Origin of the sequence: Mycolicibacterium arabiense, from assembly GCF_010731815.2 — a bacterium.
Lineage (GTDB): Bacteria > Actinomycetota > Actinomycetes > Mycobacteriales > Mycobacteriaceae > Mycobacterium > Mycobacterium arabiense.
Genome location: NZ_AP022593.1, coordinates 4,330,266 through 4,349,647 on the forward strand (window position 1 = coordinate 4,330,266; position 19,382 = coordinate 4,349,647).

Consider the following 19,382-nt stretch of genomic DNA (forward strand, 5'->3'; position numbering starts at 1 on the left):
GACGGCCGTCAACGTTCCGCTGGACTCCCGACCGGACGCGGTCGATCCGGCCGAGGCGTCCGCGGCCGACGCGCGGCACGGCTGGACTGCTTGCTCAGGGCCGTGGCACCGCGTCCCGGCCGCGACGCCACCGGTGGGGTCGGTGCCGCTACGGGCCGGTCCGCGTCATCCCCCTGGGTGTTCCGCTTGCGGAACGCCCACGCGACCGCCACCGCGGCGACGAGCACGAGCGTCCCCGCGATGGTCGCGGTCGGCGCGATGCCCGAGTCGAACGCGACCCGCGCCGACGCCAACAGTCCCTCGCCCTGGGCGGGTGGCAGCTGTGCGGCCACCGACACGGCGCCACCGATGCTCTCGCCCGCGTCGGCGCTCTGAGCGGCGGTCAACCCACCTGGCACGTCGACGTTGTTGCGATAGAACGCCGTGAAGATCGTGCCGAGCGTCGCCGTGCCAACGACGGCACCCAACTCGTAGGCGGTCTCCGAGACACCCGAGGCCGCACCGGACTTGTCGGCGGGCACCGACGACACGATGGTGTCGTTGGTGATCGTCTGCGAGATGCCCACGCCGAGTTCGAGCACGATGAACGACACCACTACCGCGGCGACGGTCAGGTCGTGGCGGAACAGCAGGATCATCCAGAAGCCCACCGACACCAGCACGAGGCCGACGATGGTCAGCGTGTGCGGCGCGAACCAGCGGACGAACCGCACCACCGAGATGCCGGCGATCATCGACAGCACCGCACCCGGCAGCGTCATCAGACCAGCCGCAAGCGGGCTCAGTCCGAGCACCAACTGCAGGTGCTGGGAGATGAAGAAGATGAACCCGATCAGGCCGACGATCGACAGGAAGTTCGCGAGCACCGACGACGCGAACGGGGCGTAGCCGAACAGCTTGATGTCGAGCATCGGTGTGGCGCTGCGGTTCTGGCGACGGACGAACACCAATGCCGACACCGCGGTGAGGCTGAGCGCGGCGGCGATCGGCCACGACAACCCGTCGTGCGCACCGGTCTTCACCGCCCACACCAGCGGGAGCATGGTGGTCAGCGACAGCACGACGCTGATCGGATCGAGCGGGCCCGGGTTGGGGTCACGCGATTCCGGCACCAGCCGCGGCGCCAGGATCAGCAGCGGCAGCAGGATCGGCACCGCCACCAGGAACACTGCGCCCCAGTGGAAGTGCTCGAGCAGCGCGCCGCCGACGATCGGTCCCAGCGCGGATCCCGCGGTGAAGAACGAAGCCCAGATCGCGATGGCGAGCCGGCGAGCGTTGGCGTCGGCGAAGATGTTGCGGATCAACGACAGCGTCGACGGCATCAGCATGGCGCCGAAGAAGCCGAGCACCGCACGGGCCGCGACCAGTGCGCCCGCGCTCGGCGCGAACGCCGCCACCGCGGACACGACCGCGAAGCCCGCGGCACCGATCATCAGCAGCCGGCGGCGGCCGATCCGGTCGCCCAGGCTGCCCATCGCGATCAGCAGGGTCGCAAGCACCAGCGAGTAGACGTCGACGATCCACAACTGCGTGGTCGCCGACGGGCGGAACTCCTGGGCGATGCTCGGCAGCGCGAACGCCAAGATGGTGTTGTCCACCGCGATGAGCAGCACGGGTAGGAGCAGCACCGTCAGTGCTGCCCACGCGCGTCGCGGGGTGGGGACGGACGCCGTCACGGCGTCTGACCGGGAAGACATTGTCGCTCCTGGTGAGGTTGGGTCGAGCTTGGTCAGTCGGAGTTGATGGTGCCGTGGACGAGGCTCGCCATGATGGCGTCGACCACCTGCACCCGCGGGGTGCCCTTGGCGACGGCCTCGTAGCCGGCGTTGAGCAGCGCCCAGAAGACGAGGCGGGGCCAGCAGGGCGGCCCGGCGGTGCCGTCGGTCGCCACCCGGTCGAGCACTTCGACTATCGCCTCGTCGCCGGTGTCGAGGATCGCAGCCAGCTCCTTGTCGGCCTGCAGGCTCGGCTCGGCGTAGACGAACGGCACGATCGGGCCCAGGTCGAGCTGGCTCTCCACCACGCGTCGCAGCGCCTCGAGCGGCGGCCCGCAGTCGGGTTCCGCACGGGCGATCGCGGCGTTGCTCAGGCCGTGGACGTGCAGCGCGAGCGCCTTGAGCAGCTCCGAGCGTTCCGGGAAGTAGCGGTGCAGTGTGCTGCGACCCACCTCGGCGGCCGACGCGATGTCGGCCAACGACGCGGTGCCATTGTCGGCGAGCACGACCATGGCGGCCTCGAGGATCGCCCGGCGCGTCCGCGAGCGCGGACCACCTTCGTTCGACGGGAGTGCAACCATGACGCCAAATCTAGCACAGCTGGTCCATAGTGGGACAGTGATGTCCCACTGGCTCACTCCGGCGGGGCGAAACCGCCGGGCGCCTGGGGCTGCGGCTGCGGCTGAGGTGCGGCCGGCGGCGGACTCCAATGCTGCGGCGGCGGCCCGTACCCGGGCGGCGGAGGGCCGACGGGCGGGGACTGCTGCGCGGCCGACTGCATCCGCGCCAGCTCGCGACGGTGACGTTCGGCCAGTACCGCGGCCAGTACCAGCTGCGGTGGGGCACCTGGCGGGGGCGGCGGCGACACCTGGGCGACGACCTCGGTGGCGATCCGGTACGCCATCTCGTCCCGGAACCGGGGGTCCAATTGCGGTGCGCGGGAGAGGAACTGGCGTGCCCGCTCGGCGCGGTCCGACGAAAGGCCGGAGAGCTGCAGCGACGCCGCCCACCACGCCAGCTGCGGCGGCATCGGCGGGGGAGGACTCATCCGGGGCGCGCGTTCGCTGATCACCATCGTGCCCGCGAACACGTCGCCGAGGCGCTTGCCCTTCGCCGAGGCCATGCTGCAGATCACCGCGGGGCCGCCGGCCAGCATCCAGATCTCGACGAAACCGGCCAGCGCGCGGAACAGCGCCTGCCGGAACCGCTCGGGACCGCCGTCGTCGGAGACCACGCGCAGACCCATGGCGATCTTGCCCAGCGAGCGACCGCGGGTCGCCGTCTCGAAGATCACCGGATACCCGACCATCGCCAGCACGGTGAAGATGATGAGCACCGCCGCCGAGAACGCCGGGTCGAGGTCGGCCAGCGTGAACGCCCACAGGACGATGCCGATCACGTACGCGACGAACACCACGGTGACGTCGATGAACGCCGACAGCGCACGCACCGGCAGCTGCGCCACCTGGACGTCGAGCACCACCGCGTCGCCGGTCACCATCGGCTGCGCCACCATGATGACCCACGCTACTAGGTCGCGCACGTAGGATTTTTCACGTGGATGTCGACGCGTTCGTGCTCGCTCACCGCGCGACGTGGGACCGCCTCGAGCACCTCGTGAAGCGGCGCCGGCGACTCACCGGCGACGAGGTCGACGAGCTGGTCGACCTGTACCAGCGGGTGTCGACCCATCTGTCGATGGTGCGGTCGGCGTCGGCCGATCCGGTCATCGTCGGGCGGCTCTCCGGTCTGGTTGCGCGGGCCAGGTCGGCCGTCACCGGGGCGCACGCGCCGCTGTGGAGCGAGTTCACCCGGTTCTGGACGGTGTCGTTCCCCCTCGTCGCCTATCAGACGTGGCGGTGGTGGCTGTCCACGGCGGTCGTGTTCTTCGCCGTCGCGGGACTCATCGGCGTCTGGGTGGCTGGAAACCCCGAGGTGCAGTCGGCGATCGGGACGCCGACGGACATCGCGCGGCTCGTCAACGAGGACTTCGCCTCGTACTACAGCGAGAACCCCGCGGGGTCGTTCGCGCTACGGGTGTGGATCAACAATTCCTGGGTGGCCGCGCAGTGCATCGCGTTCGCGATCGTGCTGGGCATCCCCATCCCGTACGTGCTGTTCCAAAACGCCGCCAACCTCGGCGTCACCGGCGGGCTGATGTTCAACGCCGACAAGGGCGACCTCTTCCTCGGCCTGCTCACCCCGCACGGACTGCTCGAGCTGACGGCGGTGTTCCTGGCTGCTGCGGCAGGCATGCGGCTGGGGTGGTCGGTGGTGGCGCCGGGCGACCGGCCGCGCGGTCAGGTCCTCGCCGAACGTGGTCGCGCCATGATTCCGGTGGCCGTCGGTCTCGCGGTGGTGCTGCTGGTGTCCGGCCTGATCGAGGCGCTCGTCACGCCGTCACCGTTCCCGACGTTCGTGCGGATCGCGATCGGCGTGGCCGCCGAGGTCGCATTCCTGGCCTACGTAATACACTTCGGCCGCAGGGCCGTTCGCGCGGGTGAGACCGGGGACGTCGCCGACGCGCCCGACGTGGTTCCGACCGGCTAGAGCTTGCCCGACGCCTTCATCGCGAGGTAGCGGTCGGCGAGTTCCGGTGCAAGGTCTTCGGGTTCGGCGTCGACGACGTCGACGCCGTGACGCCGCAGCCGAGCGGCCATCGCCAGCCGCTCGTTGCGCGAGCGTTCGGCGGCCGCTGCGTCGTAGACTTCAGCGGCGTCGGCCCGCCCTGCGGCCAGCGCGTCGACCCGAGGGTCGGCAACCGCGGCGACCATCACCTGGTGCTTGGCCGCCAGTTGCGGCAGCACGCTCATCAACCCTTCGTCGAGCGCCGACGGGTTGAGGTCGGTCAGCAGGATCACCAGCGCCCGCCTGCGGATGCGCCGCTGCACGGTCGCCACCATCGCGGCGGCGTCCGATTCGACCAGTGCGGGCTGCAGCGGCGCCATCGCCTCGACGAGGTGGGCCAGGAGTTCGGTGCGGGACGCGTTGAACACCCCTGCCCGCGAGACGCGGTCGTGGGCGATGAAGTCGACGTGGTCGCCCGCGCGAGAGGCCAACGCCGCCAGCAGCAGTGCGGCGTCCATCGACCAGTCCAGCCGCGGCCAACCGCTGGGGTCGCTCGACGTGGGGTCGATGCCGACGCGGCCCGCCGACGTGCGGCCGGTGTCGAGGACGATGACGATGCGGCGGTCGCGTTCGGGACGCCACGTGCGGACCACGACATCGGCGCGCCTAGCAGTCGCGCGCCAGTCGATCGACCGGACGTCGTCGCCGACGACGTACTCACGCAGCGAGTCGAATTCGGTGCCCTGGCCACGGATGAGGACCGGGACCATGCCGTCGAGCTCACGCAACTTCGCCAGCCGCGACGGCAGGTGCTTGCGGGACAGGAACGGTGGCAGGATGCGGATCTGCCACGGCACCCGGTGCGAACTCTGCCTGCCCGCCAAACCCAGTGGGCCGAGCGCACGCGCGGTCACGACCGCGGAGCGCTGATCGCCGCGGCGCATCGGCCGCAGCGTGGTGACCACGCCGTGCCGGCGTCCCGCCGCGACGTCGACGTGATGCATGCGCGGTTCGGCGCGCGCCGAAGGCGACCAGGCATCGCGGACGACCCCGCGGAAGCGACGGCCGCCGACGTTCTCGACCACCAGCGTGGCGTCGACGGGCTCGCCGAGGCGGGCCGCCGTGTCACCCGAGCGGGTGAACGTCAGCCGTCGGGTGCCCGCGGCCAGCGCCACGTCGGCGACCACCGCCGCCACCAGGAGGACCAGCAGGACCACGAACGTCGCTGCGGGCCAGGGAGACAGGCCGACGGGCAGAACGCACAGCAGTGCGATCAGTCCCGTGCGGCCGGTGAGGAACACTAGCGGGGGACCGGGACCGAGGCCAGGATGCCGTCGAGGACGCCGTCGGGGTTGGCGCCCTCGAGTTCGGCTTCGGGCCGCAGCGCGATGCGATGTCGCAGGGTCGGTCGTGCCATGGCCTTGACGTCGTCGGGCGTCACGTAGTTGCGACCCGACAGCCACGCCCACGACCTCGCGGTCGACAGGAGAGCGGTCGCGCCACGCGGTGAGACGCCGAGCTGCAGCGACGGCGATCGCCGTGTGGCACCGGCGATGTCGACGATGTAGCCGAGGATCTCGTCGGCGACCAGGACCTGCGCGACGGCCGCGCGGCCGGCGGCCAGTTCGGCCGGGCCGGCCACGGGACGGACGGCCGACAGGTCGCGCGGATTGAAGCCGTGTGCGTGCCGCGACAGGATGGCGACCTCCTGATCGCGCGGTGGCAGTGGCACGTTGAGCTTGAGGAGGAACCGGTCGAGCTGAGCCTCGGGCAGCTGGTAGGTGCCCTCGTACTCGATGGGGTTCTGCGTCGCCGCGACGATGAACGGGTCCGGCAGCGGTCGCGCCTCGCCGTCGACGCTGACCTGACGCTCCTCCATCGCCTCGAGGAGCGCCGCCTGGGTCTTGGGTGGGGTGCGGTTGATCTCATCGGCTAGAAGCAAATTCGTGAACACCGGGCCGGAACGGAACTCGAACTCGGCGGTCCGGGCGTCGTAGATCAGCGAACCCGTGATGTCACCGGGCATCAGGTCGGGCGTGAACTGCACCCGCTTGAAGTCCAGTTGCAGTGCGGCCGACAGCGTGCGCACCAACAGCGTCTTGGCCACGCCCGGCACGCCTTCGAGCAGCACGTGGCCGCGGCAGAGCAGCGCGATCACCAGGCCGCTGACCACGGCGTCCTGACCCACGACCGCCTTGCCGATCTCGCCGCGCAGGGCGAGGAGCGCGTTTCGTGCGGAGTCCGGGTCGGATTGTGTGGGGTGGTGGGCGGGAGTTGGCACTGTCACGACTGGGAGACCTGCCTTTCGATGTCGTCCAAGTTGTTGGCCAGGGTGACCAGCTCGGTGTCGGTGCTGGGCGTCGGCCCGAACAACCAGTGTGCGTGGGCATTCGGATCGCCGCCGATGCGCGATGCGACGGCTTGTATCACGGCGGGCGGATCGCTCGTCGCGGTCAGCCCGAGGCGCGGCAGCATGCGTTGCAGCGTGCCCGTTCGCAAGGCATCGGCAGCGCGGTCGCGGGCACGCCGAGACCGGTACAGCCTGCCGCGGCCCTCGACGGTCTCCGATGCCCGCACCACGACCGGAATTTCCTCCGCCACCAGGGGGCCTACCCGTCGGCCGCGCCACAGCGCGACGAGCAGAACGGCAAGGCACAGCTGCAGCACGATCCACGCCACCCGGTCGGGGATGAGGTCGGTGACGGACGCGGTGGAATCCGATTCGCCCTCGACGAAGGTTGGCACGTACCAGATCACGCGGTCGCGGCTACCGACGAGGTTCATCGCGAGGGCGGCGTTGCCCTCCTTGGCCAGCTTGGCGTTGGTCATGAAGTCGGCGGTGCCGACGGTCGTGATCGTGCGCTCGCCGTCGTTGTAGCGGACCAGCGCGCCGCCGTAACAACGGGTCAGGTCGACGCCGCCCGCGGCCTCGTAGGTGGCGCTGGTGCCGAGTTCGACGGCACCGGCGCGCTCGGCTTCGCGCATGTCGCAGTCGGGTTCGCCGCCGAAGCTGGTCTCGTCGGCGACCGAGATCTCCGGAGCGAGCACTTCCCGCGTGGGGGACACCGGCTGCACCAGCAGCCGGTCGCCCGGCAACCCGGCGAGGGCGCGCAGGCCGTCGTCGTCGACGAGGAAGTACGTCTCGGCCACGACGAGCAGGGTGTCGGGCCGTGCCGCGCGGCGTACCTCCTCGAGACTCGATGCGTCGATGACCTCGACGCCCTCCTCGCGGAGCAGCGAGACCAGGGCCCGGACGCCGTCGGGGGAGGTGGACTCCGGGTCCATCGGCCCGCCCGGATGCGACTCCGTCAGGTACGTGGTGAGCACCGACACCGCGGTGATGACGCCGAGTGCCAGCAGCACCCAGCGGATGGTGCGCCAGCGCTGGCCGACGGACTGCCCGATTACGGTGTCGCTCATCGCGACTCGACTCTCTTCGCGCAAGCGCTCATCGCGACTCGACTCTCTTCGCGCAAGCGCTCATCGGACTTCAGCCCATCCGCCACGTTCACCATCGCCGGCAGTCGACTCGACCGCCGACGAGGCACGGGTGCCCAGGTGGTCGTCGAGGTCGGCGACGAGGCGGTACTCGGCTTCGGTGCCCGGCCGCTCACCGTAGGTGACGTCGTTGAAGACGTCTGCAGCGCGACGCAATTCGGTGCGCAGTGCCGGGAATGGGGCACTCGCGTCACGTGCGAGTTCGGTGGCCGTGCGGCCGGGCACGGCGGTCAGCACTGCGCTCTCCTCGAGGCTGCGTGCGACGGCGCGCAGCCGGTGCCGAATGGCCACCGCCCACTCGCCGCTCGCAGCGGCCCGGTCGGCCGCGGCGCGGTGCTCGGCGGCCGTGAGTTCCTGGCTACCGTACAATGTCGCGTCGTGTCCGCGGTCGGTTCGCATGGTGCGCAGCGCTATCCGCGCGGCGACCACGATTGCGGCAGCGACGATCGCGAGCAGCACCCCGATCGTTATCCAACCGCCGGGGATCGACGATCCCTCGACCATCAGCTTGTAGATCAGGTCGTCGACCCAGTCCCCGATGCGGTCGGTCAGCGATGCCCTCGGGTAGATGGGTTTGGACAGTTCACGTTGCGCGGCGTCGCGTGCGGCATCGCCGTCGATGTCTAGAGCCGACACGTCACCGCTGTGGAGTCTGCGACGTCAGCCAGAGGTGGTCGGTGGAGTCCGACGGCGCGTACGGCGGGATGCCAAAGCCGGTCTGCAACACCAGATCGAACGCCTCGGCACGAATGCGGCGGTCGGCGTAGAGCAGGACGACCACGCCGGCGGTGAACGGGGCGGTGACGATCTGCCCGATCGCCGAACCGATCGACAACAGCACCAGCGCGAGGACGGTGCCCGACGCGGACGGGTCGGTGCCGAGGAAGAGTTGGCCGCCGATGCTGAACGGAATCGACACCGCACCCGCGATGATCGCGGCCACCAACTGGCCGAGCAGCCAGATCCCCAGCACGCGCCAGAAGTCCTTCTTCACCAACGCGATCGACCGTCGGATGGACGCCATCACCGGCAGGCGCTCCAGCACCGCCAGCGTGGGTGCGAAGAGCAGGATCGTCCCCAGGTAGAACAGTGCCGCGATCGCAGCCAGACCCAACGGGATTCCGAGGACCACGGCTGCGACCCCGCCGATGATGTAGGCGACCATCGCGATGATCCCGATCACCAGACCGATGATCAGCGTCGCCCCGAGCACCTCGATGCCGACGATGCCGAACAGGGCGAGCAGCCGACCGCGCACCCGGCGCCACGCGTCGCCGATGCTGATGTCGGCGCCGAAGACCGCGCGGCCGATCACGACGGTGAGCAGGCCGCTGAGCACGATCGCCGAGAGCACCGTGGTGAGCGCCCCCAGGGTGGTGGACAGCGCGAGACCGAGGACGGCCGCGATCTCCATGTCTCTGCTCTGTTCGGCGTAGTCGACCGACGACACCGCGGCGATCGGCCCGACCTGCAGCAGCAGCGAGATGAGTTGCGCGACGACCACCACGATCGCGGTGAGCCCGAGTGTGGCCTTCGGATTGGCCCGCACGTAGGCGAACGCACCGTTGAACACGTCGGACAGCGTGAGCGGCCGCAGCGGAATGATGCCCGGCTTCAATGGGGGAGGCGTGAACCCGCCGAACCCCGGCTGATATCCCGGCGGCGGATGACCCGGGTAGCCCGGCGGTGGTGGCGCGTATCCCGGTGGTGGACCGTAGTAGCCCGGTGGCGGTCCGTAACCGGACGGTCCGTAGGCAGGCGGCGCACCGTAGGCAGGCGTGCCGTAACCCGGGGGCGGACCGTACCCGCCGGCGTCGTTGCTCATGCCCCCATCCTGTCGACAGCCGAGGGGTTTCACAACGCGTTCGATCATCGCGCCAACCCGTCCCCGGCGTACCGTTTGGCTCATGGCGGAACTCAAGGAGCGGTTGCGGGCGGATCTGACGGCGTCGATGAAGGCGCAGGACAAGCTGCGCACCGGGACGCTGCGCATGCTGCTGGCCGCAGTTCAGGCCGAGGAGGTCTCGGGCAAGGCGGCGCGCGACCTGACCGACGAGGACGTGCTGAAGGTGCTCGCCCGAGAGTCCCGCAAGCGCGGCGAGGCCGCAGAGATCTACGTGCAGAACGGACGTGGCGAACTCGCGGCCAACGAGCGGGCCGAGGCCAGCGTCATAGACGAGTACCTGCCGACGCAGCTGAACGACGAGGAAGTCGCCAACGTGGCGGACACCGCGATCGCACAGGTGGCCGAGGAGATCGGGGAACGCCCCGGGATGAAGAACATGGGCCAGGTGATGAAGGCGGCGACCGCCATCGCCGCGGGCCAGGCCGACGGCTCCCGGTTGTCGGCTGCGGTCAAGCAGCGGCTCTAGTTTTCCGCACCGTCGTGCGGGTACACGGCGGACATGACGCGTTTTGGCTACACCTTGATGACAGAGCAAAGCGGACCGAAACAGCTTGTGGAGTACGCGGTTTCAGCTGAGCAGGCCGGTTTCGACTTCGAGGTGAGCAGCGACCACTTCTCGCCGTGGCTGAGTTCGCAGGGCCACGCCCCCAATGCTTGGACGATGCTCGGCGCCGTCGCGCACGCGACCCAGAACGTGGAGCTGTTCACCTACGTCACCTGTCCGACGATGCGTTACCACCCCGCGGTCGTGGCGCAGCAGGCGGCGACGCTGCAGATTCTCGCCGACGGCCGGTTCACCCTCGGCGTCGGCAGCGGCGAGAACCTCAACGAACACGTGGTGGGCAAGGGCTGGCCGACGATCGCCCGCAGGCAGGACATGCTGCGGGAGGCGATCCAGATCATGCGCGAGTTGTTCACCGGCGACCTCGTCGACTGGAAGGGCGAGTACTTCGAGGTGGACTCGGCCAGATTGTGGGACGTGCCCGAGGGTGGGGTGCGCATCGCGGCGGCCGTGTCGGGGGACCGGTCGGTGGAGATCTTCGCGCCGCTGGCCGACGACCTCATCGCCGTGCAACCCGACAAGGACGTCGTCGACAAGTGGCACGAGGCGCGCCGGGCGACCGGGCTACCCGGCGACGTCCGGGTGGTCGGTCAGATGCCGATCTGCTGGGACCCCGATCGCGAGGCTGCGGTCGGCCGCGCCCACGACCAGTTCCGCTGGTTCGCCGGCGGGTGGGCAGTCAACGCCGACCTGCCGACGACGGCAGGGTTCGCCGGGGCCACGCAATTCGTGCGACCGGAGGACACCGCGTCGTCGATCCCGTGCGGGCCGGATCTGGACGCCATCGTCGAGGGCGTGCGCGAGTACAAGGACGCCGGCTTCACCGACATCGCCCTCGTTCAGGTCGGTGACGAAGGCCAGGATCGGTTCCTCGCCGAGGCGGCTCAACCGCTGCTCAGCAAGTTGCGTGATGAACTCGGTTGATCGCCGGGTTTAGGGTCGCCTACCCAGGGGTACAGGCGCGCGTGAAGCACAAAACCACGAGGGGGAATTGTGATTTCAACGCTGATGTTCACATACGCCGTCATTGCGCTGGTCAGCGCGGTCACAGTGTTCGTGTTGAGCGACCGGGTATCCGATGACCGGCGTCCTGCACCCCATCGAGCAGTGCTCAGCCTGTGCGCCGGTGCCATCTGGCCCGTACTCCTGATCGGAATCGCCGAGTTCGGCTCGTTCGCGATGTACGCGAAGGCGCACGAACACGCCGACGACCGCGCCACGGTTCTCACTTAGGGCCGCGCCGACGAGCGCCGCGAATCAGGCGCTCGTCTCGTCGTGTGGCGCTGCGACCGGCTTCGACTCCGCCGAACCGCGCTGACGCAGGAAGATCGAGAGCGCGACGATCGCGGCGACGGCGACGAACTCGCTCTGCCAGTTCTGCATCGACTCGAACCAGAACTGCGACGTCGTGACGTACCGCCACACGAGATGGCAGCCTGCCCGTGCTGGAGTCGTTCGTCGTTGAACGCCCTGCTGCCTCCCAGCGCATGCAGGGCCATCGACGCGAAGAACAGCACGAAGAACGCGACGGCCAGCGAGACTTCATACGCGGACAACGCCAACCCGCCTCGGCGGACCGGCCACGGCGTCGCATCGGTCACGTCCGCCTTGCGTGGATCCTCGTCCTGAGGCGCAGCGCCGTCGATCGGCTTGGACTCCGATGACCCCCGCTGATACAGGAATGCCGTCAACACGACGTACATGCCCATCTGGAGGAATTCCGACTCCCAGTTCTCGAAGGTGGCTTCCACGAAGTCGCCGGTGGTCAGGTACCCGATGATCGACACCTGCTCGGTGGAGCCGTGTTCCCGCTGCTCCTCGTTGTAGGTGGCGGTGCCCGCCAAGATCATCCCGACGAAGAAGGCGCCGAACAGCGCCAGACAGGCCAGCAGCAGGCCGTTGTCGTGCAGCAGCGACCGACGGCGGTTCGCAGACGAAGTGTCCTGGCGCACCATGACTGCCTCCCGTTGGACTGCGACGAACGTCGATCGAGCCCTACCAGTTTAGTGCTGGGAACCGTTCACCGCGGTCGTCGCCAGCGCGCCGGATCGCAGGTTCGGCGAACGTCCCCGTAGTGTTGACATAAGACGAGCGGTTGGCCGACCCCCCTGTGCCGCGCTCGTTCAGGTCTCGTCGACTCACTCCCCCCCTTGAGTCGGCGAGACCGTCAGGGGATGCCTTCGCCGCAGAGCCGGCGGACCGTGGAATGCAAGAAGGCCCTGACCAGATGAACCAGATCAGAGCCTTCTACTGCACCAACGCGAGTCGGGGTGGCGGGATTCGAACCCACGACCTCTTCGTCCCGAACGAAGCACGCTACCAAGCTGCGCCACACCCCGCGGAGAGCCACGACAGCGTATCGCACGGGGGCCGATGGAAGCCAAACGCCGACGTCACACCGACGACGCGTGTAGTACCCGACGCGGGTGGGTAGCCACAGTGCAGCACGAGACGCCGCGACGGCAACGTTGCGACCACGAAAGATCTCCATCGGGTAACGACTCGGCGCGGGATGAAAGTGGCAGATCGCGGCGTTGATGACAATCGAAGGACGTGCACGAGCACGGCCCGGAGAAGGAGAGATCGATGACCGGTTTGGGAGCAGCCCTCTACGGTGGATTCTTCGGTCTTGCAGCCCTGTGGCTGTTCCTGACGTCCGACGCGGTCGGCCGCCGGGAAGATCAGGGCCAGACGCCGGAGCGTTCGAACTCGACCAACGTCGCCGCGGAGGCGGAAGGGTCCAGCCCCGCGCTGGCCAGCCACTCGTCGCTGAAGTAGGTGTCGGAGTAGCGATCACCGCTGTCGGCGATCAGCGTGACCACCGACCCGCTGCGACCGTCGGCGATCATTTCGGCGATCAAGGCGAACGCGCCCCAGACATTCGTCCCCGTCGAAGGACCCACTCGACGCCCCAGCACTGCGCTCACGTGATGCGCTGCTGCCACCGAGGACGCGTCCGGGACCTGAACCATTCGGTCCACGACGTCCGGTAGGAACGACGGTTCGACCCGCGGCCTGCCGATTCCTTCGATGCGCGACGACGCCCCGGCGACGGCATGCCCCTGGGCGTAGGACGGGAAGAACGCGGAGTTCTCCGGATCCACGACGCACAACCGGGTCTGGTGGCGTCGATAGCGGATGTAGCGGCCGATGGTCGCGCTCGTCCCGCCGGTGCCCGCGCCCACGACGATCCACTCTGGGCACGGGTGCGCCTCGGAGCCCATCTGCTGGAAGATCGACTCGGCGATGTTGTTGTTGCCGCGCCAATCCGTCGCCCGCTCGGCGTTGGTGAACTGATCGAGGTAGTGCCCACCGGTCTCGTCTGCGAGCCGCTCCGCCTCGGCGTACACCTGAGACGCCTCGGTGACGAAATGGCAACGCCCGCCCTGAGATTCGATGAGGCGGATCTTCGACGCGCTGGTTGAGGCAGGCATCACCGCGATGAACGGCAGGCCCAGCATCGCCGCGAAGTAGGCCTCCGACACCGCCGTCGAGCCCGATGACGCCTCGATCACCGTGGTGCCCTCGGTGATCCAGCCGTTGCACAGCCCATACAGGAACAGTGAGCGCGCCAACCGGTGCTTGAGGCTGCCCGTGATGTGGGTCGTCTCGTCCTTCAGATACAGCTGCACGTCCGGCCCGCCCGAGCTGCTCCGCCCCGGGTACGCGCTCCACGCCGAAGGCAGTGGATACCGCAGCAGGTGGGTGTCAGCGCTGCGGCGAGCGTCGGCTTCGATCAACCGGACCGCATCGTCGGCCCACTGACGTGGCTGGCTTCGGGAAGCGACCGACGACCCGTCGGTCAACGCGCCGACATGGTGGGCTGCGATTCGCTCGCCGTCGAGCCCGCGAAACCGCCTCCGGTGGGAGCGGCGATCAGGGTCAGCAACGTGGCTTCGGGTCGGCAGCAGAACCGCACCGGTGAGTACGGCGAGGTGCCGATGCCCGCCGACACGTGCAGCTGGGTACCCGAACCCCACCGCGACGGTCCCTTGGCCCGCGACGGGTCGAGGTCGCAGTTGGTGACGACCGCGCCGTAGAACGGCACGCACAGCTGACCGCCGTGGGTGTGGCCGGCCATGATCAGCTGATAGCCGTCCTCGGCGAACCGGTCCAGCACCCGCGTGTAGGGCGCGTGGACCAGACCGAGCGACAGGTTCGCGGCCGGGTTCGGGCGGCCGGCGATCGTGTCGTACCGGTCCCGGGTGAGGTGCGGATCGTCGACGCCTGCTGCCGCGATCACCAGTCCGTTGACGTCGATCTCGCGGCGGTTGTGGGTCATGTCGTGCCACCCGCGCTCAGTGAACGCTGCGCGCAGATCCTGCCAGGGCAGCGGAGAGCCGGTGACGCGCCGCGACTTGTCGAACAGGTAGCTCGCCGGGTTCTTCGGCCGCGGCCCGAAGTAGTCGTTGCTGCCGAACACGAACAGCCCCGGCACCGACAGCAGGTCGCCCATCGCCTGGACGACGGCGGGCACCGCCTTGGGGTGGGCGAGGTTGTCGCCGGTGTTGACGACGAGGTCGGGACTCCACTGCGCGAGCTCACGCAGCCACGCCTGCTTGCGGCGCTGTCCGGGTCGCATGTGGAAGTCCGACAGGTGCAGGACGCGCAGCGGCGACGAGCCGGGAGTCAGGACCGGCATCGTGACCTCGCGGACGACGAACGCATTGCGCTCGATCAGCGAGCCATATGCCAGCCCGGCGACCAGCGTGCCTGTGGCTGCCGCCGCCGAACTCTTCAGAACGGTGGAAGGGTCGGGCATGTACGCAGCTTACTGCCACCGGCGCGCGCGGTCGGGTTTCCGTGCCACTCGACGGGGTCGACCCGCAGGTCCGAGCGGCACGTCCACCCTCACGGTCACGGTGGCGGCGGAGGTGGCGGCGGGGGCGGTCCGAGCACGGGCACCGTGATCGGCGGCAGGCCCGGGATCTGCACGACCGTCGACCCCACCTGAGGCGGCGGCGCGTCGATGCCCGGGATCGGGATGCCGACCGGCGGCGGTGGTGGCGCCGGCGCGATGCCGTTGCTGACCTGGATCGTGATCGTCGAACCCGGCACGGTCTCGCCCGAGGGGGAGGTGCCGACGACCGACCCTGCGGACGACCCGCTGTTGACCGGCGTGGTCTGGTCCGCGACCTGGAAACCGGCCTCCTTCAGCCGCTGCCTGGCCAGGCCCTCGCTCATGCCCGCGACGCTGGGAACGCGCGACCCCGGCGCACCCTCGACGTACCGGGGGTCGGTGGGCGGGAGGGACACCGTGTCGGGCGTGAACTGCTTCATCGCCGTGAACCACGTCCTGGCGGGTTCGTTGCCGCCGAACAGGTCACCCGACCCGCACTGCCGCAACGGGAACGAGCACAACTCGCCGGGCGCGGTCGAGTCGTCGTAGATGTAGTTGGCGGCGGCGAACTCGTTGGTGAACCCGAGGAAGCTCGACGAGCGGTGCGCCTCGGTGGTGCCGGTCTTGCCCGCCATCGGCAGGTTCCAGCCGACGGACCCGGCGGCACTCGCGGCGGTGCCGGAGCCGGTGTCGTCCTTGCTCATCGCGTTGGCCAGGGTGTTGGCCAGACCCTCGGGAACGGCCTGATCGCACGTCTCGGTGGTGACCGACACCTCTTCGCCATTGCGGTCGAAGACCTTGTCGATGGGACTCGGTGGGCACCACGTGCCGCCCGAGGCCAGTGTCGCCGCCACGTTCGAGAGTTCGAGCGGGTTGACCTCGATGGGCCCCAGGGTGAACGAACCGAGGTTCTGCCGCTTGACGAAGTCGGCCAGGCTCTCGTTGCTCTCGGGGTCGTAATCGCGGGCCGTGCCGGGCAGCGCGTACGACCGCAGCCCCAACCGCACCGCCATGTCGACGGTGCGCTGAACACCGACGGTCGAGATCAGTTTCGCGAACGCGGTGTTGGGTGAGGTGGCCAGCGCGTCGGTGACGCTCAGCTGGCCGCGGTAGGCGCCCGCGTTCTCCACGCACCAGGTGGCGGGCGGACAGCCCTTGGCGCCGCCGCTGCCGAGCCCCTTGGCCTGGAACCGCCCCGGCGCGTCGAGCTTGGCGTTGATCCCCATGCCCATGTCCATCGCCGCGGCGGTGGTGAAGACCTTGAACACCGAGCCGCCGCCGTCGCCGACCAGGGAGAACGGCTGCGGCTGCATCGTCTGACCGGCGTCGAGGTCCAGGCCGTAGGTGCGGTTGCTGGCCATGGCCAGCACCGGGTGCGACGTCTTGCCCGGCTTGATCACGCTCATCACGCTGGCCACGCCCTCGATGTCCGGCGAGGCGATGCCGTCGATCGACGACTTCACGGTGTTCTGGATGTCCGGGTCCAGGGTCGTGCGGATCAGGTAGCCGCCCTTGGCGACCTGCTCCTTGCTGATGCCCGCGCGCGCCAGGTAGTCCAGCGCATAGTCGCAGAAGAACGCACGGTCACCCGCCGCGATGCAGCCGCGCGGCAACTCCTGGGGCTGAGGCAGCACGCCCAGCGGCTGCTCTTTGGCCGCGCGCAGCGCCGCCGCTTCCTGGGGGACGTTGTCGATCATCGTGTCGAGCACGACGTTGCGCCGGGCCAGCGCACCGTCGGGGTTGGTGTACGGGTTGAGTGTGCTGGTGGACTGCACCATGCCCGCGAGGAGCGCGGCCTGCTGCCAGTTCAACTCCGAGGCGTTGATGCCGAAGTAGGTCTGCGCAGCGTCCTGCACGCCGAACGCACCGTTGCCGAACGACACCAGGTTCAGATAACGGGTGAGGATCTCGGGCTTGGTGAACGTCTTGTCGAGCGTCAGTGCCATGCGGATCTCGCGCAGCTTGCGCGCGGGAGTGGTCTCGATGGCCGCGCGCTTCTCGGCGTCGGTCTGCGCCACCACCAGTAGTTGGTAGTTCTTGATGTACTGCTGCTCCAACGTCGACCCGCCGCGGGTATCGGGGGCGCCGGACAGATAACCGGACAGACCGGTCAGCGTGCCCTGCCAGTCGACACCGTTGTGATCGGCGAAGCGCTTGTCCTCGATCGAGACGATCGCGAGCTTCATCGTGTTGGCGATCTGCTCGCTGGGCACCTCGAACCGGCGCTGCGAGTACAGCCACGCGATGGTGTTGCCCCTGGCGTCGACCATCGTCGAGACCGCGGGCACCTCGCCCTCGACCAGCTGGGAGGAACCGTTGGCGACCACGTCGGACGCCCGGTTCGACATCAGGCCGAAGCCACCGACGAGCGGGAACATGAGAGCCGCAGCCACCACGCTGGCCAACACGCAGCACCAGAACAACTTGATCAACGTGACGGCGCGGGGTGGCGAACCCGGCGGTCGAGACGTCGGACTCTCGGACATGGGTTACAGACTAGCGAGGTCGCGGGACCTCAGTGCCCGAGCCGTTCCATCCTCGGCAACCGCGGGCGCCGCGGTTGCATCGCCGCCGGTCGGAGACGCCGAACGAGCGGCAGCCCAGCTTTAGTACGCATCACGGCACGGTCGTGCCAAAAAATCGTGATTTGACTGTTGCGCAAAAGACCCCTGACCACCTAGCTTGGACACACAGTGCGATCTAGGTAACACTTCAGGTCGCAATGTGGCGTAGATCGCACCAGCGTTCTACACCTGGAACGGACCGCTGAGATGGCGGCGGCTGGACGGAGGGATCGCAGGTGTCAGCTACTCGGCCCGCGGCACGCAGGACCATAACTAGTTCCCCAGTCAACGCAGTAGTACAGAGCGCGGAAGCGGAAGCTCGCATCGCGTGGGTCTCGCAAGCACGGTGCCGCCAGGCCGATCCCGACGAACTGTTCGTTCGCGGCGCCGCACAGCGCAAGGCGGCCGTGATCTGCCGGCACTGCCCGGTGATCCAGGAATGTGGCGCCGACGCCCTCGACAACCGCGTCGAGTTCGGCGTGTGGGGCGGCATGACCGAGCGTCAGCGCCGCGCCCTGCTCAAGCAGCATCCCGAGGTCGTCTCCTGGGCCGACTTCTTCGCCGGCCAGCGCAAGCAGCGCAGCGCCGTCTGATCCCTCACGCAGCGTCGACGTCGCCGGTGATCTGATCGGCGATGGCGCGCAGCGCGTCGAGGTCGGACACGTCGAACGGCAGTGACGGAACGCCCACGATCGCAACGTGCGGGTTCGCGCCGGTGAAGCGCGACAGCAGCCGCACCTCCCGCTTGGCCGTCAACGCGCGGTCGGCGTGGATCCGCAACACACCCGCGGTCAACGCGTCATCGGATTCGAGCGCCTCGGCGGCATCCCTGGCCTGATCGGGCTTGAGATCGCACAGCGTCGGATGGGTCCGGTTCAGGATCAGCCCCGCCAGCGGCATGCTCTCCTGCGTGAGCCGGTCCACGAAGAACGACGCCTCGCGCAGCGCGTCGGGCTCCGCGGCCGATACGACGACGAACTGGGTACCGCGCCGCTTCAGCAATTCGTATGTGCGATCGGCCTTTTCGCGGAAACCGCCGAACGTCGCGTCGAGGGACTGCACGAAACCGGCAGCGTCGGCGAGCATCTGGGAACCCAGCACCGTCGACAAGGCCTTCATCGCCAGCCCGACCGCGCCCGTCACCAGCCGGCCGATGCCGCGACCCGGTGCGAGCAGCAGCTTCCACAACCTGCTGTCCATGAAGCTGCCGAGTCGTTTCGGCGCGTCGAGGAAGTCCAGCGCATTGCGCGACGGCGGAGTGTCGACGACCACGAGGTCCCACTTGTCCTCGGCCAGAAGCTGTCCCAACTTCTCCATCGCCATGTACTCCTGCGTGCCGGCCAGCGACGTCGCGACGGTTTGGTAGAACTGGTTCTCCAGGATGGCCTCGGCGCGGTCGCCTTCGGAGTACTGGAGCACCATCTCGTCGAACGTGCGGCGCATGTCGAGCATCATCGCGTGCAGTTCGCCGGTCACCTCCGGCGCCAGCGGCACCCGCTGCGGAGTGTTGCCGAGGGTCTTGATGCCCAACGCCTGCGCGAGTCGCTTGGCCGGGTCGATGGTGAGCACGACGACCGTGCGTCCGTACTCGGCGGCCCGCATCGCCATCGCCGCGGCGGTGGTCGTCTTGCCGACACCGCCTGCGCCACAACACACCACGACTCGATTGGACCGGTCCTTCAGGATCGCGCTCATGTCGAGTGCGCGTGCCGTGCTGCTCATCAGACGG

At 68.9% G+C, this 19,382-nt stretch carries 18 protein-coding genes and 1 tRNA gene; 5 read left to right on the plus strand and 14 right to left on the minus strand.

The window, feature by feature from the left end; translation table 11 throughout:
- Positions 1–8 precede the first annotated feature (8 nt).
- From lfrA to G6N61_RS22470, 3 genes are read right to left on the minus strand one after another with little or no spacing between them, the layout of a single operon-like run.
- Positions 9–1,697, minus strand: a complete 1,689-nt coding sequence (gene lfrA / locus G6N61_RS22460) for an efflux MFS transporter LfrA (RefSeq protein ID WP_163921253.1) — start codon at positions 1,695–1,697, stop codon at positions 9–11.
- 32 nt (positions 1,698–1,729) lie between these two features.
- Positions 1,730–2,296, minus strand: a complete 567-nt coding sequence (locus tag G6N61_RS22465; protein WP_163921255.1) for a TetR/AcrR family transcriptional regulator — start codon at positions 2,294–2,296, stop codon at positions 1,730–1,732.
- A 53-nt stretch (positions 2,297–2,349) separates the two neighbouring features.
- Positions 2,350–3,180 (minus strand): RDD family protein, encoded by an 831-nt coding sequence (locus G6N61_RS22470; protein ID WP_407666290.1) that lies wholly within the window; start codon positions 3,178–3,180, stop codon positions 2,350–2,352.
- A gap of 92 nt (positions 3,181–3,272) precedes the next feature.
- On the opposite strand from G6N61_RS22470, the gene G6N61_RS22475 reads away from it, so the two are divergent.
- Positions 3,273–4,265, plus strand: coding sequence for a stage II sporulation protein M (locus G6N61_RS22475; protein ID WP_163921257.1), 993 nt, complete (start codon positions 3,273–3,275; stop codon positions 4,263–4,265).
- Here the strand turns inward: G6N61_RS22475 and G6N61_RS22480 are convergent.
- From G6N61_RS22480 to G6N61_RS22500, 5 genes are read right to left on the minus strand one after another with little or no spacing between them, the layout of a single operon-like run.
- Positions 4,262–5,584, minus strand: coding sequence for a DUF58 domain-containing protein (locus tag G6N61_RS22480; RefSeq protein ID WP_163921259.1), 1,323 nt, complete (start codon positions 5,582–5,584; stop codon positions 4,262–4,264). The two genes, G6N61_RS22475 and G6N61_RS22480, sit on opposite strands and share 4 nt — an antisense overlap.
- Positions 5,584–6,570, minus strand: coding sequence for an AAA family ATPase (locus G6N61_RS22485; RefSeq protein WP_235887257.1), 987 nt, complete (start codon positions 6,568–6,570; stop codon positions 5,584–5,586). Before G6N61_RS22485 ends, G6N61_RS22480 begins: the two co-directional genes overlap by 1 nt.
- Complete coding sequence (locus G6N61_RS22490; RefSeq protein WP_179973505.1) at positions 6,567–7,703, minus strand: DUF4350 domain-containing protein; 1,137 nt, start codon at positions 7,701–7,703, stop codon at positions 6,567–6,569. Before G6N61_RS22490 ends, G6N61_RS22485 begins: the two co-directional genes overlap by 4 nt.
- A 60-nt stretch (positions 7,704–7,763) precedes the next feature.
- On the minus strand, positions 7,764–8,417 hold the full coding sequence (locus G6N61_RS22495) for a DUF4129 domain-containing protein (protein WP_163921261.1): 654 nt from the start codon (positions 8,415–8,417) through the stop codon (positions 7,764–7,766).
- Between the two features lies 1 nt (position 8,418).
- Positions 8,419–9,606, minus strand: a complete 1,188-nt coding sequence (locus G6N61_RS22500; RefSeq protein ID WP_407666291.1) for a glycerophosphodiester phosphodiesterase family protein — start codon at positions 9,604–9,606, stop codon at positions 8,419–8,421.
- Between the two features lie 82 nt (positions 9,607–9,688).
- Between G6N61_RS22500 and G6N61_RS22505 the strand changes: the two genes are divergently transcribed.
- The 3 genes from G6N61_RS22505 (at position 9,689) to G6N61_RS22515 (ending at position 11,482) form a co-directional block, all read left to right on the plus strand.
- The gene (locus G6N61_RS22505) at positions 9,689–10,153 is read left to right on the plus strand and encodes a GatB/YqeY domain-containing protein (protein WP_163921265.1); all 465 of its coding nucleotides are present in this window, start codon (positions 9,689–9,691) and stop codon (positions 10,151–10,153) included.
- Between the two features lie 33 nt (positions 10,154–10,186).
- Complete coding sequence (locus G6N61_RS22510; protein ID WP_163921269.1) at positions 10,187–11,173, plus strand: LLM class F420-dependent oxidoreductase; 987 nt, start codon at positions 10,187–10,189, stop codon at positions 11,171–11,173.
- A gap of 84 nt (positions 11,174–11,257) precedes the next feature.
- Positions 11,258–11,482, plus strand: coding sequence for a hypothetical protein (locus tag G6N61_RS22515; protein ID WP_163921271.1), 225 nt, complete (start codon positions 11,258–11,260; stop codon positions 11,480–11,482).
- Here the strand turns inward: G6N61_RS22515 and G6N61_RS22520 are convergent.
- From G6N61_RS22520 to ponA2, 5 genes are all read right to left on the minus strand, one after another.
- A complete protein-coding gene (locus tag G6N61_RS22520) occupies positions 11,479–12,204 on the minus strand; it encodes a DUF6766 family protein (protein WP_235887258.1) in 726 nt (241 codons plus the stop codon). The two genes, G6N61_RS22515 and G6N61_RS22520, sit on opposite strands and share 4 nt — an antisense overlap.
- Positions 12,205–12,514: 310 nt before the next feature.
- Positions 12,515–12,588: transfer RNA gene (locus G6N61_RS22525), tRNA-Pro, on the minus strand.
- Between the two features lie 342 nt (positions 12,589–12,930).
- The gene (cds1, locus tag G6N61_RS22530; RefSeq protein ID WP_163921273.1) at positions 12,931–14,055 is read right to left on the minus strand and encodes an L-cysteine desulfhydrase Cds1; all 1,125 of its coding nucleotides are present in this window, start codon (positions 14,053–14,055) and stop codon (positions 12,931–12,933) included.
- A complete protein-coding gene (locus G6N61_RS22535; protein ID WP_163921275.1) occupies positions 14,052–15,011 on the minus strand; it encodes a metallophosphoesterase in 960 nt (319 codons plus the stop codon). The genes cds1 and G6N61_RS22535 overlap by 4 nt, the downstream gene beginning before the upstream one ends.
- 95 nt (positions 15,012–15,106) lie before the next feature.
- Complete coding sequence (gene ponA2 / locus G6N61_RS22540; RefSeq protein ID WP_163921277.1) at positions 15,107–17,575, minus strand: transglycosylase/D,D-transpeptidase PonA2; 2,469 nt, start codon at positions 17,573–17,575, stop codon at positions 15,107–15,109.
- A gap of 314 nt (positions 17,576–17,889) precedes the next feature.
- Between ponA2 and G6N61_RS22545 the strand changes: the two genes are divergently transcribed.
- On the plus strand, positions 17,890–18,246 hold the full coding sequence (locus G6N61_RS22545) for a WhiB family transcriptional regulator (RefSeq protein ID WP_163921279.1): 357 nt from the start codon (positions 17,890–17,892) through the stop codon (positions 18,244–18,246).
- Positions 18,247–18,250: 4 nt separating this feature from the next.
- Here G6N61_RS22545 and G6N61_RS22550 read toward each other — a convergent pair whose 3' ends face one another.
- Positions 18,251–19,375 carry an ATPase BagB gene (locus G6N61_RS22550; RefSeq protein WP_163921281.1) on the minus strand — a complete coding sequence of 375 codons (1,125 nt, stop codon included), beginning with the start codon at positions 19,373–19,375 and terminating at the stop codon, positions 18,251–18,253.
- Positions 19,376–19,382 lie beyond the last annotated feature (7 nt).